Origin of the sequence: Actinoplanes sp. CA-051413 (assembly GCF_050955795.1) — a bacterium.
Classification (GTDB): domain Bacteria; phylum Actinomycetota; class Actinomycetes; order Mycobacteriales; family Micromonosporaceae; genus Actinoplanes.
This window is the reverse complement of sequence record NZ_CP192100.1, coordinates 3892111-3904688: the sequence shown is the minus strand read 5'-3', so window position 1 is coordinate 3904688 and position 12578 is coordinate 3892111. Positions and strand designations below refer to the sequence as shown.

Below are 12578 nucleotides of genomic sequence, written 5' to 3'. Positions count from 1 at the left end.
GTCCCTCATCCTCCGCCCTGCACCGGCAGATTGCGCCGGGCCCACTCGAACGAGATGCGGTGCGACTCGGCGCGGGAGTCCATGCTGGGCTCGTCCACCTCGATCATGAAGTCGCCGTCGTAGTCAGCCGGGACGGCCGCGACCACCGCCGCGAAGTCGACGACGCCCAGGCCGGGCTCGGCCCACAGTCGTTTGGTGGCCTGCACCTCGTGGTAGCTCATTCCCTTCCGGCTCTCCGGGCTCAGCAGGTCCGGGAAGCAGTCCTTGAGGTGGATGCCGCCCAGGCGGTCGGCGTAGCGCCGGATGAACGGCGCGGGATCGATGCCGGCCCAGCGCAGGTGACCGGTGTCCGGTCCGAAGCCGATCACGCCGGGGCCGAGGTCGTCGAGCAGGCGCACGATCTCGTCCTCCGTCTCGAAGACGCCGCCGACGTGCGAGTGGTGCAGCGGGCGCAGCCCTTCGGCCTGCAGCACCCGGCAGACCGCGCCGCAGTTGTCGATCGCGCGCGCCAGCCGGCCCGCGTCGAAATCGGCGCCGACGGCCGGTTCGGCCATCCGGGCGGGCACGGCCATCGAGGAGATCATCGTACGGTCGAGGCCGAGCGCCACCTGGGTCGCCGCGAACCGCTTGGCCCGCTCGACCTCCGCGGCCAGGTCGACCGTCTCGTCGAACGGTGAGTTGAACAGGCTCAGCGCCGGAGCCAGGCCGTAGCCGGCGATCCAGTCCCGGTACTCCGTCGCGGTCATGTCGTCGGGAACGTCGGCCTTGACCGCGGTGAAGCCGATCTCCTGAAAGTCCCGGAACGCCTCGGCGAACACCTCCCGGGTCTTGCCGGCGCGGCTCCAGTACGGGATGGGATTGGCGGCGATACGTGGTGTGCTCATGACAGGCGCACCGGCCTTCCGGTCCGGGCGGACTCGTACGCGCCGGTGATGACCCCGATCGACTGCCGGTTGGTCTCCAGGTCCACCCGCAGTTGCTCGGTCCCGTCGAGCGCGCCGAGGAAGTTGAGGTACTGCAACCGGTGGGCGTCGGACAGGCTGCCGGGGTTGCTGCCCGCGGTGGGGACCGAGGTGCTCTGCGTCGTACCCATCAGCTTCTCCTCGGGCTCGCGGCCCGCCGCGGTGGCGTGGAAGAACGCGAGCTGGTCGTTGTCGATCACCGCCGAGCCGCGGTCGCCGTGCACCTGGAGCCGGGCGCTGAGCCCCGGATAGGCGGCGGTGGTGGCGTGCAGGACGCCCAGAGCCCCGTTCTCGAAACGCACGACGCCGGCCGCGACGTCCTCGACCTCGATGCGTTCGTGGGCCAGCGTGCCGGCGTACGCGAACACCTCCACCGGCCGGCCCAGCGCCGCGACCAGCAGGTCCACCGTGTGCACGCCCTGGTTCATGAGCGCGCCGCCGCCGTCGAGCTCCCACGTGCCCCGCCAGTCGCCGGAGTCGTAGTAGCTCTGCCCGCGCCACCAGTCGATCGACGCGATGCCCGAGGTCAGCCGGCCGAACTCGCCCCGGCCGATGGCGGCCAGGGTGGTCTCGGTGGCCGGGTCGAAGCGGTGCTGCGAGATCACCGTGACCAGGGTGCCGGCCTTGTCCCGGGCCTCGATGATCTCGTCCGTGCGGGCCACCGTGAGCTCGGCCGGCTTCTCGACGATGACGTGCTTGCCGGCCCGCAGCGCCTCGATGGCCACCTCGCCGTGCAGCCCGGTCGGCGTGCACACCACGACCACGTCGATCTCCTCGGCGGCCAGCGCGGCGGTGAGCGACGGGTACGGCCGGCCACCACGCTCGGCGGCGAGCTGCTCGGCCCGTACGGTGTCGACGTCGGCGACCGCGACCAGCTCGACCCGGTCCGCCAGCTGGCTCACCACCAGCCCGTGGTGCCGTCCGATGACACCGGCGCCCACCAGGGCGATCCTGCGCAGGTTGCTCATGTGTACTCGATTCCCTGGGTCGTGAGCAGGTCGGTGAACGCCTGCCAGGCGGTGCGGAACAGCTCCTCGCCGGAGAACCCGCCGGTGGCCGTGGCCGCGCTCAGGTGCGGTTCGAGCGAGAAGAACCCGTCGAAGCCGTCGTGGTGCAGCGCGCGGATGGTCCGGTCGACCTCGCCGTCGCCCTTGCCGGCCGGGACCACGGTGCCGTCCCCGGCGAGCGCGTCCTTGATCTGGATGTACTCCACGTGCGGGCGCAGCACGGCGTACCCGTCGGTGTAGGGCCGGACCCCGACCTGGACGAAGTTGGCCGGGTCCCAGGCCAGGCGCAGGTGCGGCGAGCCGACGGAACGGACCACGTCCAGGCACCGGGCCGGCACGTCGCCGTAGATCTCCTTCTCGTTCTCGTGCAGCAGGATCAGGTCGGCGTCCTCGGCGACCCGGGCCAGCGCGCGCATCCGGTCGATCACCTCGTCGCGGTGGGCGGCCGGGTCCGCGCCGGGGCGCAGGAAGAACGAGAAGATGCGCACGTACGGCGCGTCGAAGAAGCGCGCGACGTCGGCGGCGTGCCGCATCCGGTCCAGGTGCGGGGCGAAGTCCTCGTCGATGAAGATCTTGCCGATCGGCGAGCCGATGCTGGACACCCGCAGGTCGTGGTCGGCCAGTGTGCGCTTCAGGACGCCGAGCTGGGCCGGATCCAGGTCGAGGATGTTGACCTGCCACGCGCTGCGGATCTCGGCGAACCTCAGGCCGAGGCCGGCCGCCACCCGGCACTGCTCGGTGAAGTCGGGGGAGATCTCGTCGATGAATCCGGAAAGAGTCCACACGGGCGCGTCTTCCTTTCCTGCGTCAGTCGTGCTGTCGGTAGATCTCGTGGACCAGACGCAGCGATCTGGCCCCCTCCCGCGGTCCGATCCAGAAGGGCTCCGGGTCGGCCGATGTGCGGTAGAAGTCGGCGATGAGCAGCTCGTGTGAGGCTCCCCAGTAGGCCCGGCCGCCGCTGCCGGCCCGGCGTTCCGCGACAGTCTCGGTACGGCCGTCGGTGTAGCTCACTGTCAGGTCGCCTCGGATCGTCAGCGCCGCGCCCTCGGTGACGATCTCGATGGTCACCGGCGCGTCCGTGACGTGGGCGAGGGTCGCGAAGAAGACGCTCCGGGCGCCGCCGGCGTGGTCGAGCACCGCGTGGGCGGTGTCCTCCACGTCGACGACACCGTCCAGCGCGTACCGCCCGGCGTGGCCCCGGATCCGCACCACATCGCCGAGCAGCCACTCCAGCAGGTCGAGGGTGTGGATCGCCTGGTTGATCAGGACCCCGCCGCCGCTGTCGCGGAGCCGCCCGCGCCACGGCCGGGCCGCGTAGTACGCCGCGTCGCGGTGCCACAGCACGCTGGCCGAGCCGCCGAGGACCGCGCCGAGCTGCCCGGAGGCGAGCAGCTCACGGGCGGCCCGGGTGGCCGCGTTGTACCTGTTCTGCAGGCAGATCCCGGCTCGGAGATCCGGCCGGGCCTCGGCTGCCTTGATCAGCCGGTCCGCCTCGGCGATCGTGTGCGCGACCGGCTTCTCCACCAGGACGCCGGCGCCGGTGTCGAGGCAGTCGATCGCCACCTGGACGTGCTGGTGGTGCGGGGTGCACACGTGCACGACCTCGGGGCGGGTGGCCTCGAGCAGCTGCCGGTGGTCGGTGAACGCCGGGACGCCGTACCGGTGGGCCGCGGCCCCGGCCCGGCCCGCGTCGGTGTCGCAGACGCCGACCAGCTCGACCCCCGCCAGGCCCTCGATCGCCTGCAGGTGCACGACCGAGACGTCCCCGCACCCGATGACCGCGGCCGTGGTCATCGGGGTCACTTGACCCCGCCGGCGGTCAGCCCGCCGACCAGGTAGCGCTGGAAAAGCAGGTACAGCAGCACGACCGGGGCCGCGCAGACCAGCGCTGCCGCCATCATCTGCGAGTAGACCGGCAGCGCGCCGCCCTCCTGGGTGGTCCCGAAGATCTGCAGCGCGACCGCGGCGGTCTGCGTCTCGGGCCGGGTCAGCACCGAGGCGAACAGCACGTCGTTCCAGCCCAGCAGGAACGCGAAGATCCCCGACACCACGATGGCCGGCAGGCTCAGCGGGACGATGATCCGGAACAGGATGGTCAGCGTGGACGCGCCGTCGACCCGGCCCGCCTCCTCCAGCTCGCGCGGCAGGCCGCGCAGGTAGGTGACCATCACCCAGGTGGAGAACGGCAGGGCGAAGGTGAGGTACGCGACGAACAGTCCCCAGCGGGTGCCGATCACCGTGACGCCCAGATAGGTGCCCGCCGAGGAGAACAGCACGAACACCGGCAGCAGCATCAGCGTGCCGGGGACGCTCTGCAGGCCCACCAGGCCGCGCAGGATGGTCACCCGGCCGACGAACGTGTAGCGGACCAGCACGTACGCGGTGATCGTGCCCAGCAGCGCCGAGGCCACCGCCACCAGTCCGCACACCAGCAGGCTGTTGAGGATGCCGGTGGACAGCCCGGCCGTGGTCCAGATCTTGGTGTAGCTCTCGCCGGAGAACGAGCTCGGCCAGAACTCGCCCTCGGCCACCCCGACGTCGGTGTTGAGCGAGGCCAGCACGATGTAGAGGATCGGCACCAGGACCAGCACGCACAGCCCCACGGTGATGATCGCCAGCAGCGGCGCGGGCAGCAACCGGTGGGCCTCCCCCGCCGCGGTCCGGCGCCGGGTCCGCCCTGCCTCGGCCGGGCGCGTGATCATGGAGGTGCTCATTTCCGGCCTCCTTCCTCGTGCACGTCCAGCCGGACGGCACGCAGATAGACGAACAGCGGGATGGCGATCAGTACCAGCGACACGACCGCCATGGCCGCGCTGAGCCCGAACCGCAGGCTCTGGAAGCTGGTGACGTAGACCAGCATCGGCATCACGTTCACGTCATCCGGAGCAGGTGCACCGAACAACACGTACGGCAACGTGAAGTTGTTGATGTGGTTGAGGGTGGCCAGCAGGCAGGCCAGCAGCACCGGGCCGCGCACGTACGGCAGGATCACCCGGCGCAGCTTCGGCCACCAGTTCGCCCCGTCGATGGCCGACGCCTCGTGCACCTCGCTGTCCACGCTCTGCAGCCCGGCCAGCGCCATCAGATAGATGAACGGCCAGGCGGCCCAGATCTCCACCAGGATCAGCGTCCAGTACGACCGCGGCCCGCTGAGCCACAGCCCGCCGTCGACCCCGGCCCGGGTCAGCGTCGCGTTGACGATCCCGTCCGGCTGGAGCATCGTGCGCCACACCGAGGCCACCACGAACGACGGCAGCACGTACGGGATCAGGAACACCGCCCGCACCCAGCCCCGCCCGCGGTACGCGTTCTGGGTCACGATCGCGGCGGCCACCCCGAGCGGAACGGTGGCCACGGTCGCGATCACGGCGAACGAGACACTGATCCAGACCGAGTGCAGCAGCCCGGACTCGAACGCCTCGACGAAGTTGTCCAGCCCGATGAACGGCGCCTCGAGCCAGCGGCGCAGCGTGTACTGGTCGAGATCGATCAGGGAGATGTAGAAGGCCAGCAGCAGCGGGATCCCGATGACCAGCGTCATCAGCGTGCCGCCCGGGATCAGCAGCCACAGCGGCCGCTGGCGTTCGGTGACGCCCCGGCGCCGCGGCCCGGCCTTCGCCTCCGGCGGTTCCCGGCCGGCCGGGTCGCGGCCGGCGGTGGTGGCCGCCGGCCCGTCCCCGACCGTACGCGTGGTCGTGCGGTCGTCCGTCATGACGCTCTACTTCGCCCGGTCCAGCGAGGACTGCGCGGTCTTCTGGGCCGCGGCCAGCCGGCTGTCGATCTGGGCGTCGCTGATCGAGCCGCTGGACAGGTCGGGGATCGACTGCACCACGGCGTTGGTGAGCGCGAGCTGGATGTCGGCCCAGGCCCCGGTGAACGGTGTGGCCACCGACTTCTTCTGCGCCTCGACCACCGCGCCGAGCCGCGGGTCCGACAGCAGTGTCTGGGCCGCCGCGGCGTTGGCGGGCAGCTGGCCCAGCTTCTTGTAGATGTCCAGCTGGGCGTCCTGGTCGGTGATGAGCTTGACGAACTGGAACGCGAGGTCCTGGTTCTTGGAGTAGTCGGCGACCAGCAGGTTGTCGCCGGAGAGGATGCTGGCGGCCTCGACGCCGTTGGCCGGCCGGGTGGTCGCGCCCGGCGGCACGGTCGGCAGCAGGGTGAAGGCCCACTTGCCCTTGACCGCACCGGCGTCCAGCGTCTTGGCGGCCAGCGCGGAGGTCAGCGCGAAGTAGCCGGTCTTGCCCTTGGCGAACGCGGCGATCGCCTGGGAGTTGGTCCAGCCGACGGCGGCCGGGTCGACCACCTTGTCCTTGGTCAGCCAGCCGAAGTACGTCTGGTAGGCCTTGCTGACCGTGGGATCGGCGATCCGGGCCGTCTTGCCGTCGACGATCGGGTTGCCCGCCTGCACCGACATGCCCCAGATGAACTTCCACGGGTCGAAGTTGTCCTTGTAGGCCACGGCCAGGCCGTACTGGTCGCCCTTGGTCAGCTGCTTGGCGTGCTGGGTGAGCTCGTCCCAGGTGGTCGCCGGCTTGGTGATGCCCGCGGCCTTGAGCAGCTCGGTGTTGTAGACCATCACGAACGGCCGGCCGACCCACGGGATGCCGATCTGGTTCTGCGCGTCGGGTCCGGAGATGCCCAGCGAGGACGGCACGAACTTGTCCTTGCCGCCGACCTTCTGCCACTCCTCGTCGCCGAGGGTCACGAACGCCTTGGTCGAGTAGGCCGTCGGGGTCAGGGTCGTGCCGATGGCGTAGACATCCGGGCCGGTGCCCGACACCACCGAGGTCTGGATCTTGGTGAGCTCGTCGTTCGCGCTGGCGAACGTCTCCCACTTGACGTCGGCGCCGGTCTGCGCCTTGAACTTGTCGCTGACCGACTTCTGCCAGTCCTGCTGCTCCTGCGGGTACTGCGTGTTGGCGCCGATCAGCACGTTGAGCGTCTTGCCGCCGCCACTGCCCCCGCCGTCGTCATCGCCGCCGCAGGCGCCGAGCGCGACGGTGAGTGCCGTCGCACCGGCCAGCGCCACCACTGCACGCAAAGTCCTCGAGCCCATCGTCGATCTCCCTTGGCTTGTTCGCCGGTGCGATGTGATCCGCATTACGGCGGGAGTGTTACGAGATGGTTGCGTCGCGGGTCAGCGCCAGGCAATCAGTTGCACGTTGTTGCTTGCCCGGTGCCGACAACAGATGGCAATTGCTTGTGGACCGGGCGTCACGCCACGAGGCTCAGGCGATGGCCACCTTGACCGTGCACCCCGACCGCCTGCTGCCGGCCGACCCCGGCGTGCGCGACCTCGCCCGCCGGCTGTACACCGCCGTCCGGGACCTGCCGATCGTCTCGCCGCACGGGCACGTCGACCCACGCATCCTCCTCGAGGACACGCCGTTCGCGGACCCGACCAGCCTGTTCATCCAGCCCGACCACTACGTGACACGCCTGCTGCACGCCGGTGGCATCCCGCTGTCCGACCTGGGCGTGGGCGAGGGCCCGATGGGCGAGGACCGGGCCCGGGCGGCCTGGCGGCTGCTGTGCGGCAACTGGCATTTGCTGCGCGGCACACCTGTGCGGTACTGGTTCGACAGTGAGCTGGTGGACATCTTCGGCGTGACCGAGCGGCCGTCCGCGGCCAACGCCGACGCGCTCTACGACCTGATCAACGCGCAGTTGCGGCAGCCCAGCCACCGGCCGCGGGCCCTGCTGCGCCGCTTCGGCATCGACTTCCTGGCCACCACCGACGACCCCGCGGACGACCTGGCCGTGCACGACGCGCTGCGGGCCGACCCGGACGTGTCCACCACCGTCGCCCCCACTTTCCGGCCCGACCGCTACCTGGAGGTCGGCCGCCCGGGATGGCCCGAGGCAGTCAAGGAACTGGGCGGCGACTGCGGCCACTACGCCGGCTACGTCGCCGCCCTGGAGGAACGCCGCCGCTACTTCGTCGCGCACGGCGCCGTCTCGGCCGACCACGGTCACGCCGACGCGGGCACCGAACCGCTCGGCCACCGCGACGCCGAACGCATCTACCGGAGGGCGCTCGACGGCACCGTCACCCCGCAGGAGGCGACTGCCTTCCGGCAGCACATGACCTTCGAGATGGCCCGCATGTCCTGCGAGGACGGCCTGGTCATGACGCTGCACCCGGGCGTGTACCGCAACCATCACCCGGCCACGTTCGAACGGTACGGCCCGGACACCGGTCACGACATCCCGGTCGCCGTCGAGCTGACCCGCTCGTTGCGGCCGCTGCTCACCCGCTTCGGCACGTACCCGGGCTTCCACCTGGTCCTGTTCACCGTGGACCCGGATGTGTACAGCCGGGAGATCGCCCCGCTGGCCGGCTTCTACCCCGCCGTGTACGCGGGCGCGCCCTGGTGGTTCCTCGACAACCCCGCGGAGATCGGGCGCTTCCAGGCGGGGGTGACCGAGACCGCCGGGTTCAGCCGGCTGTCCGGCTTCATCGACGACACCCGGGCCTTCTGCTCCATCCCGGCCCGGCACGACATGTCGCGCCGCCTCGACGCGGGTTTCCTGGCCGGCCTGGTCGCCACCCACCGGCTCGACGAGGACGAGGCCCACGACACGCTGACCGCGCTCGTCAGTGACCAGCCGCGCAAGGTGTTCAAGCTGTGACCCCGCCGGTCCGAATCGTCCACCTGGGGCTCGGCGGCTTCTTCCGCGCGCATCAGGCCTGGTACACCGGGGCCGCCCCGGACGCCGACGGCTGGGGCATCGCCGCGTTCACCGGACGGTCCCCGGAGCTCGCCGACCGGCTCGCGGCGCAGAACGGCCGGTACACGCTGATCATCCGCGGTCCCGAGCACGACGAGCTGGCCGTACAGAGCGCTGTGGTCGCCGCGCACCCCGGCACCGACCTCGCGGCCTGGTGCGGATACCTGTCCCGGCCCGAGGTGGCGGTGGTGACGCTCACCGTGACGGAGGCCGGGTACCGCCGCGACCGTACCGGCGGGCTCGACCTGGACGACCCAGCCGTGCGCGCCGACCTCGACGCCGTACGCACCGGAGCGGCGGCGGTCACCGTACCGGGGCGCCTGTTCGCCGGCCTGGCCGCACGCCGGGCCGCGGGCGCCGGACCGCTGGCCGTGGTGTCCTGCGACAACCTGCCCGGCAACGGCGAGGCCACCGCCCGGGTCGTGCTCGACCTGGCCGCGGCCGCCGACCCCGCGCTGGTCCCGTGGATCCGCGACACGGTGTCGTTCGTGACGACCATGGCCGACCGGATCACCCCGCGCACCACCCCCGACGACGTACAGGCCGTGCAGGAACGGACCGGCTTCGCCGACGCCGTCCCGGTGGTCACCGAACCGTTCAGCGAATGGGTGCTCGGCGGCGACTTCCCGGGCGGGCGCCCGGCGTGGGACGCGCGCTTCGTCGCCGACGTCAAGCCGCACGAGACCCGCAAGCTGCTCCTGCTCAACGGCGGGCATTCCCTGCTGGCGTACGCGGGGAGCGCCCGCGGCCACGACACCATCGCGGAGGCCATGGCCGACCCGGTGTGCCGGGACTGGCTGGCGCAGTGGTGGGACGAGGCGTCTCGGCAGGTGCCGCTGCCGGCGGGCGAGCTGGCCGACTACCGTGCGGCGCTGACCGCCCGGTTCACCAACCCGCGGATCCGGCACCTGCTGGCCCAGATCGCCGCGGACGGCTCGCAGAAGATACCGATCCGGGTGCTGCCGGTGATCCGCGGCGAGCGCGCCGAGGGCCGGACCTCGGCCGGCGGGGCCCGCGTCCTCGCCGCCTGGATCGGTCACCTGCGCGGCATCGGGGCACCGGTGGACGATGCGGGCGCTGCGCCGTACCGGGAGCGCGCCGGATCCGTGCCCGGTCTGCTGGCGCTGCTGGCCCCGGACCTGGCCGGGGACAGCGATTTGATCGAAGTGATCGAGGCCCTGGTGCCCGCTCAGTCTTCCGGACCCATGACGTAGCCGAACTGCTTCATCGAACCGGCCCGGTCGATCTCGTCGAGGGCGGCCGGGTCGAGGCTCGCCAGCGGCGGCCGTGCAGCACGCTCGCGCCACTTGGCCAGGGGGACGGAGAGGTACTCCATCTCGGCGTAGCCGTTCGAGGTGTGGAAGCCGCCGTCACGCTCGAACAGCAGGAGCAACGGTTCGAACGGGTCTTCCAGACCTTCGGGAATCTCGAAGCCGGGCGTGGCGCGCAACGCCGCCCAGTGCAGGATGAACGGCACCACCTGCTGGGCGTTCCAGCCACCCTTCGCCGCCTGCTGCACCGCCTCCTCGACCATCGCGGGATCGGCCCGGACGTCCGGGTCGAGGTAGACGGCGAGGTCGAAGAAGGGCACAGGCTCGTCCCACCCGTACGCGTCCAGCCACCGGGCGACACGCCGGAAGTACTCCAGCATCAGCTTCGCCTTCGACCAGGTGCGGTAGCCGTGGCGCTGCCAGTCAACAGCGCTGAGGCGCGCGGCGGTGGCTCCTACCGATTCTTCGGGTGTCATCGTCCTAATCCTCGCAGAGCGCGTTCGACGACCTGATCGAGGTTCGACAGGTCATCGGCCATCTCGAGACCCTCGCTGTCGAGCCCCCACTTCTGCCAGTGCCGGAAGGGAGCATTCGGCACGCCCTCGAGCACCGACAGGTCGTGCGCCGTCGGATGATCGGCGCTCGGCCAGAGCACCCCGTCCTCATCCCACACGGCCGGGTCGGACGACCGGAAGGGCAGTCCCTCCTCCATCAGCCTGTTCTCGACGTACTCGTGCGCGGCGAGCATGCGGAACTCCTCGCGCTGTTCGCTGGTCAGCGTCCCGTTGGCCGCCCTGTCCCAGAGGTTGGAGAGACGGCCGTCCGGGGTGAAGTACCCGCGCTCGACAACGCCGGGACCGGTCGCGATGTCATGCTGCTGCACGAACAGGTTCTGCCGCATCCGTTCGATCACCGCTTCGTCCAGGCCGGAATTCGCCGCTGCTCGCGGAGTGTCCTCAGGGCTGTCCCGGATGCGCCGGTAGGCGTTGGCGACCTCCGGGCTGAAGTCGCCGTCGACGAACTCCGACCCGCTCGGCAGATGCGGTTTGAAGTCGTCCGGATCGGCCCGGGCCAGCGCGCGGTTGCGGCCGCTGAGCTGCTCGAAGATGCCCGCGAGCCGGTCCAGCATCGGGCTGAGCCGCCGCAGACTGCTGAGCAGGCCGCGCACGAACCCCTGGATCCGGTTGACCCACTTCGCCACCAGCGCCGCGACCTGACCGATGACCACCGGCGTGGCCAGTCCCAGGGTGAGGCCTTCCGCAGCGAGCCACTGCGGCAGCCGGGCGGCAAGAGTGCCCACGAAGTCCGCGATCAGGTCCCGGACGATCCCGCGGACCAGCGCGACCAGCAGGCCCGCTCCCTCCACCGCCGACGAGATTCCCTCCGCGGCCTTGGAGATTCCCTCCAGCACCTGCAGCTGCAGGCCGGCGTGTTCCCGGTACGCCTGCCCGGACGCCCCGAACCAGCCGGTGACCTCGCTACGCAGGCGGTCGGCGTACTCCTGCCAGGCTTGTGCGGTGAACGCCGCGACGTTGGCCCACGTGCCGGCGTGGCTCGCCACCTCGTCGGCGTTGCCCGCGAGCCAGTCGAGGGCGTCCTTGAGCGGCTTGACGTGCTCCATCAGCCAGGCGACTCCCCATGACGCGAGCGTGCCCAGCGGGTCGACCGCCAGCGACAACATGTCCAGGCTCGCGCCGACGCCGCCGAGGCTGCCGTCGACCCAGCTGTCGTTCTGGATGCCGTGCGTGATGTCGGCCGCGTCCTCGACCAGACCCAGACCCGTGTACCACCGGGTGGAGTCCTGCACCGGCGCGACCAGCGGGTTGGTGCTCACAGAGGCAGCTCGATCAGGGGTGCTCCCGCGCCGCTGACCCGCTCACCGGCCCTCTCGTCACTGGTGGCGGCGGAGGCCGCCGCGGCGCGCAGGTTGTCCGCAGTGCCCCGTAGCGAGTCGGTCGCGTCGTTCATGGCGCGGACCGCCTGGTCGAACAGCGGGCTCAGCAGACCGGGCAGGAACTGGCACAGCTGCCCGTACGCCTCCGAGCTCATCGTGACCTCGGTGACTGCGGCGCGCGCCTGCCTGACCGAGTCGGCGATCCCGTCGACGCTGCCGGCATGCCGCTCGACGTCCGGGACCGGGAACTGCATCTCGTCACCGGCCACGACGCTCCGGTTCGTCGTCGCGCGGGGCGGGGAAGCGTTCGGCGTACGAGTGGATCACAGCGCGCCCGGTCTCGGAGTCGGCGCCGACAGTGTCCTGGACCTGCTCGGCGACCTTGGCCGAGAGGTCGGCCTGGGCCCGGGCGATCAGACTCATGATCTCGCGCCCGAGCGCGGGATGCTCGGCAAGATCGAGGCGGACGACCTGCCCGGCCGATCCGACCGTGAGCGTGATCGAGCCGTCCCGGCTGCGGGCGGCCCCGGTCAGCCCAGCCACTCGACGCGACAGCTCAACCGCCCGCGCCGCGTTGGCATCGACGCCCGCCACCCACGAATCCAGCCATTCCTCGGCCTGGTCTATGTCCTGCATGTCGCCTCCCCCGTCACCGCGAACACCACTCTATCGACGGATCGCCATCCGAGTGGGGGCCTGTTCGCCGGGCCGG

13 protein-coding genes are annotated in these 12578 nt (G+C 71.1%); 2 read left to right on the top strand and 11 right to left on the bottom strand.

From position 1 onward, the window contains the following. Window positions 1–5: 5 nt before the first annotated feature. From ACQP2Y_RS18200 to ACQP2Y_RS18170, 7 genes are read right to left on the bottom strand one after another with little or no spacing between them, the layout of a single operon-like run. Window positions 6–884 carry a sugar phosphate isomerase/epimerase family protein gene (locus ACQP2Y_RS18200; protein ID WP_433729725.1) on the bottom strand — a complete coding sequence of 293 codons (879 nt, stop codon included), beginning with the start codon at window positions 882–884 and terminating at the stop codon, window positions 6–8. Beyond that, window positions 881–1930: a Gfo/Idh/MocA family protein gene (locus tag ACQP2Y_RS18195; RefSeq protein ID WP_433729723.1), complete on the bottom strand. Its 1050-nt coding sequence runs from the start codon at window positions 1928–1930 to the stop codon at window positions 881–883. Before ACQP2Y_RS18195 ends, ACQP2Y_RS18200 begins: the two co-directional genes overlap by 4 nt. Further along, window positions 1927–2754, bottom strand: coding sequence for a sugar phosphate isomerase/epimerase family protein (locus ACQP2Y_RS18190; protein ID WP_433729721.1), 828 nt, complete (start codon window positions 2752–2754; stop codon window positions 1927–1929). Before ACQP2Y_RS18190 ends, ACQP2Y_RS18195 begins: the two co-directional genes overlap by 4 nt. 22 nt (window positions 2755–2776) lie before the next feature. Then, the gene (locus tag ACQP2Y_RS18185; RefSeq protein ID WP_433729719.1) at window positions 2777–3763 is read right to left on the bottom strand and encodes a Gfo/Idh/MocA family protein; all 987 of its coding nucleotides are present in this window, start codon (window positions 3761–3763) and stop codon (window positions 2777–2779) included. Window positions 3764–3768: 5 nt separating this feature from the next. Continuing rightward, on the bottom strand, window positions 3769–4683 hold the full coding sequence (locus tag ACQP2Y_RS18180) for a carbohydrate ABC transporter permease (RefSeq protein WP_433729717.1): 915 nt from the start codon (window positions 4681–4683) through the stop codon (window positions 3769–3771). Next, entirely contained in the window at window positions 4680–5681 is a 1002-nt protein-coding gene (locus ACQP2Y_RS18175; protein ID WP_433729715.1) for a carbohydrate ABC transporter permease, read from the bottom strand. Before ACQP2Y_RS18175 ends, ACQP2Y_RS18180 begins: the two co-directional genes overlap by 4 nt. A 6-nt stretch (window positions 5682–5687) precedes the next feature. Then, the gene (locus tag ACQP2Y_RS18170) at window positions 5688–7025 is read right to left on the bottom strand and encodes an ABC transporter substrate-binding protein (RefSeq protein ID WP_433729713.1); all 1338 of its coding nucleotides are present in this window, start codon (window positions 7023–7025) and stop codon (window positions 5688–5690) included. Between the two features lie 179 nt (window positions 7026–7204). Here ACQP2Y_RS18170 and uxaC point away from each other — a divergent pair, with 179 nt between their 5' ends. Together uxaC and ACQP2Y_RS18160 are read left to right on the top strand one after the other, a co-directional pair. Then, the gene (uxaC, locus tag ACQP2Y_RS18165) at window positions 7205–8602 is read left to right on the top strand and encodes a glucuronate isomerase (RefSeq protein WP_433729711.1); all 1398 of its coding nucleotides are present in this window, start codon (window positions 7205–7207) and stop codon (window positions 8600–8602) included. Continuing rightward, complete coding sequence (locus ACQP2Y_RS18160; RefSeq protein WP_433729709.1) at window positions 8599–9915, top strand: mannitol dehydrogenase family protein; 1317 nt, start codon at window positions 8599–8601, stop codon at window positions 9913–9915. The genes uxaC and ACQP2Y_RS18160 overlap by 4 nt, the downstream gene beginning before the upstream one ends. On the opposite strand, the gene ACQP2Y_RS18155 is transcribed toward ACQP2Y_RS18160, so the two are convergent. The 4 genes from ACQP2Y_RS18155 to ACQP2Y_RS18140 are packed head-to-tail and all read right to left on the bottom strand — an operon-like array spanning window position 9891 to window position 12502. After that, on the bottom strand, window positions 9891–10448 hold the full coding sequence (locus tag ACQP2Y_RS18155) for a hypothetical protein (protein WP_433729707.1): 558 nt from the start codon (window positions 10446–10448) through the stop codon (window positions 9891–9893). The genes ACQP2Y_RS18160 and ACQP2Y_RS18155 overlap by 25 nt on opposite strands. Beyond that, a complete protein-coding gene (locus ACQP2Y_RS18150) occupies window positions 10445–11806 on the bottom strand; it encodes a hypothetical protein (RefSeq protein ID WP_433729705.1) in 1362 nt (453 codons plus the stop codon). The genes ACQP2Y_RS18155 and ACQP2Y_RS18150 overlap by 4 nt, the downstream gene beginning before the upstream one ends. Beyond that, window positions 11803–12135: a type VII secretion target gene (locus tag ACQP2Y_RS18145; protein ID WP_433729703.1), complete on the bottom strand. Its 333-nt coding sequence runs from the start codon at window positions 12133–12135 to the stop codon at window positions 11803–11805. The genes ACQP2Y_RS18150 and ACQP2Y_RS18145 overlap by 4 nt, the downstream gene beginning before the upstream one ends. After that, the gene (locus ACQP2Y_RS18140) at window positions 12125–12502 is read right to left on the bottom strand and encodes a hypothetical protein (protein WP_433729701.1); all 378 of its coding nucleotides are present in this window, start codon (window positions 12500–12502) and stop codon (window positions 12125–12127) included. Before ACQP2Y_RS18140 ends, ACQP2Y_RS18145 begins: the two co-directional genes overlap by 11 nt. Window positions 12503–12578 lie beyond the last annotated feature (76 nt).

Excerpts from the sequence above, each read along its gene's own strand:
- ACQP2Y_RS18195 (WP_433729723.1), bottom strand. The coding sequence starts at position 1,930 with ATGAGCAACCTGCGCAGGATCGCCCTGGTGGGCGCCGGTGTCATCGGA.
- ACQP2Y_RS18185 (WP_433729719.1), bottom strand. The coding sequence starts at position 3,763 with ATGACCACGGCCGCGGTCATCGGGTGCGGGGACGTCTCGGTCGTGCAC.
- ACQP2Y_RS18175 (WP_433729715.1), bottom strand. The coding sequence starts at position 5,681 with ATGACGGACGACCGCACGACCACGCGTACGGTCGGGGACGGGCCGGCG.
- ACQP2Y_RS18140 (WP_433729701.1), bottom strand. The coding sequence starts at position 12,502 with ATGCAGGACATAGACCAGGCCGAGGAATGGCTGGATTCGTGGGTGGCG.
- ACQP2Y_RS18170 (WP_433729713.1), bottom strand. The coding sequence starts at position 7,025 with ATGGGCTCGAGGACTTTGCGTGCAGTGGTGGCGCTGGCCGGTGCGACG.
- ACQP2Y_RS18180 (WP_433729717.1), bottom strand. The coding sequence starts at position 4,683 with ATGAGCACCTCCATGATCACGCGCCCGGCCGAGGCAGGGCGGACCCGG.
- uxaC (WP_433729711.1), top strand. The coding sequence starts at position 7,205 with ATGGCCACCTTGACCGTGCACCCCGACCGCCTGCTGCCGGCCGACCCC.
- ACQP2Y_RS18200 (WP_433729725.1), bottom strand. The coding sequence starts at position 884 with ATGAGCACACCACGTATCGCCGCCAATCCCATCCCGTACTGGAGCCGC.
- ACQP2Y_RS18155 (WP_433729707.1), bottom strand. The coding sequence starts at position 10,448 with ATGACACCCGAAGAATCGGTAGGAGCCACCGCCGCGCGCCTCAGCGCT.